Below are 2,791 nucleotides of genomic sequence, written 5' to 3'. Positions count from 1 at the left end.
TCCGGCCGGGGCGCCTGCCCGAGAGGGACCTGGGTCACTCGATGTCGATGGTGAACGTGGACGTGGTGTTCTTGATGTCCTGCGCGTTGTTCCTCATGGTCAGGTTGCGGAACGTGACCTCGCCGACCGCCGGGCCCTGGCCGGCCTCGGGCATCTCGTTCGCCCACAGGCCGAAGCCGGACTTGGCGTCGTAGGCGTCACCGCTCTTGCGGGCGCCGCTGATGGAGATGTCGGTGAGGATCGTGTCCTTGATGGGGAACTGCGGCTGGCCTCCCACGTAGTTGGTCTGGAACATGATCCCGGAGTAGGTCGGGTCGATGATGTCGACGTTGTTGATCCGGATGCCCTGGAAGACCTTCGAGGCGGAGAAGAGCCAGATGCCGGGGAAGGTCTGCGCGCCCCAGAAGTGTCCGCCGCAGCGTTCGATGGTGATGTTCTCCAGGGTCGTCGGCTCGGTGCCGAAGCCGTTCATCGGATAGCCGAAGTCCAGCGAGCTGACGGTGACTCCGGAGTAGACGAGGGTGTCGGCGATGCGGATGTTGCGGAAGGTGTTGTCGTACCCGCCGTAGACGGCGATGCCCGCGGCCCGCCAGGTGAGCAGCGACGTCAGGTTCTCGTAGACGTTGCTGTGCATGTCGGCGCCGCCCGCGTCGATCGCGGAGAAGAGCGCGAAGCTGTCGTCGCCGGTGGCGCGCGACTCGTTGTTGACCACGTGGGCGCCGGTGCTGCCGTTGGTCATGTTGATGGCGTCCGCGAAGGAGTTGCGGATGCGGGAGTTCTCGATGGTGATGTCGTCGGTGTTCGCGCCCCAGTAGAGGCACACCATGTGCTCGTTCCAGATGTCGTCGATCGTGATGTCGGAGACGTTCTGGAAGTCGAAGACCTTGCCGGGGCCGTCGATGCGGCTGGTGTAGTTGCCGAAGTAGGCGAAGCCGCGGAAGGCGGAGCCCGCCGCCGCCTGCTCGGCGCGGAAGCCGACGTCGGTGTTCTGCTGGCCCGCCGGCGCGTGGAATCGGGTGTACCAGGGTCCGGCGCCGACGACCTGCACGGGCTTGCCGTACACCTGGAACTTGCTCGACGTCTGGTAGTCGCCGGGCGGCAGGTAGACGCCCTTGAGCCGGCCGGTGGTGTCCATCCGCACGCGGTCCAGGGCGTTCTGCACGTCCTGGTGGGTGACCCCGTCGGGCACGGTGTACGAGGCCGGGTCGGGGTTCGCCTTCGGCGCGACCTGCTCCAGGCTGACGAAGTCGATGGCGTAGCTGGAGGTGTTGGCCGCGTCCTTCTGGAGCCGGATCCGGCTGCCGGCGGGCACGGTCCCGTCGAGCATCAGGTTCGCCTCGTCGTAGATGTGCCGCGCCGGGCCCGAGCCGGGGTCGTTGCCGGGACTGGCCTCGGCCCCGTAGAGCCAGGCGTACGTGGAGGTGAGGCTGATGGCCTTGTGGAAGGTGCCGTCGACGTAGACGTTCAGGGTGGCGTCGATGCCGCCGCCGCCCGGCGCGTCGGGGATGGAGAACCGCGTGACCAGGGTGTTCGTGCTGGCCCTGGTGGTGAACTCGACGGACTCCCCGGTCTGGTCGAGGGTCACCGCGCGCCGCCCGGACGCCTCGCCCGCGACGTCGCCGATGGTGCGGTTGGGGCCGACGACCTGCGCGCCGCCGGCGACGGCGCCGTCCTCGGCCTCGTACATGTCGTACGGCATGTCCGCGCCGCGGCCGACGAACAGCGACTCGGTGCTGGTGTTGTTCTCGCGCTTGACCGGCACCTCGTTGGCGTCGGCGGCGATCTCCACCTCGACGGTGTACGAGCCGTTGGCGGCCGTCCACGTGCCGAGGTCGACGGGGGCGGTGGTGGCGCCGGCGGCGATGGCGCCGTTGTGCGCGCCGTTCAGCGTGGTGACCGTACCGCCGGAGGAGTTGCGGAGCGTGAGGGTGATCGGGTGGCTGCCGCTCGCGGCGGCCTGGGTGCCCTGGTTCTTCAGCGCCACGGCGAAGCGGACGCTCTCCCCGCCGGTCGGGGAGCTGGGCGTCCGGGTCACCGAGGCGGCGACGAGGTCGCTGCTCTGCACGGGCGAGACGGTCAGCGGCGTGGGGGCGGTGTACTCGTTGTTGCCCTCGTCCTGCTCGACGACGCTGTCGTCGGGGTCGGCGACGGCGGAGAGTTCGTACTCCCCGGCGTCGTGCGCGCCGGTGTCCGCGGTCACGGTCTGCGTGGCGCCCGGGGCCAGCGCGCCGACGTCGGCGCTGCCGGCGGGCTCGCCGCCGACCAGGAAGTCGACGCCGGTGGCCGCCGCGGGCTCCTCGCCGGCGTTGTGCACGGTCGCGGAGAGCGTGACCGGGTCGGTCTCGTCGGGGTCGGCGGGGGTGTGGGTGATGCCGGTGACCTCCAGGTCGGGGTTGGGCGCGGCGGTGCCGAGGACCTGGAGTTCGCCGACCTGGCCCGCGGGGGCGCCGGTGTTGGCGGTGAACGACAGCCGGACGTCGGCGACGCGGCCGCTCACGGGGACGGTGACGCTGTTGCCGGTGGCGGGGTCGAAGGCGTACTGCGCGCCGGCCTTGAGGGCGGTGAAGGAGTCGCCGTCCTGCTCCCGGCCGAGGACCGAGAAGGTCTGGGTGCGCGGGCCCCAGACGGCGTCCGGGTTGAGCTGGACGACGACGGCGCTGACGTCGGCGTTGGCGCCGAGTTCGACGGTGAGGGTGTGGGGGTAGGCGCCGCCGGCGCCCTCCCAGTAGGTGGCGCGGTCGCCGTCGTTGGCGTTGGCCGCCACGAAGCTGTGCACCGTGGAGGAGGCGGT

1 protein-coding gene is annotated in these 2,791 nt (G+C 70.5%); it reads right to left on the bottom strand.

From position 1 onward, the window contains the following. Positions 1-34 precede the first annotated feature (34 nt). Positions 35-2,791, bottom strand: a 2,757-nt coding sequence (locus H5J30_RS25630) for a CARDB domain-containing protein (protein ID WP_181789716.1), incomplete at its 5' end; no start/stop codon positions are given.

Source organism: Streptomyces phytophilus, assembly GCF_013870535.1.
GTDB classification, from domain to species: Bacteria; Actinomycetota; Actinomycetes; order Streptomycetales; family Streptomycetaceae; genus Streptomyces; species Streptomyces phytophilus.
Note: the sequence above shows the minus strand (reverse complement) of the source record. Positions and strands in the feature narration are given on the sequence as shown.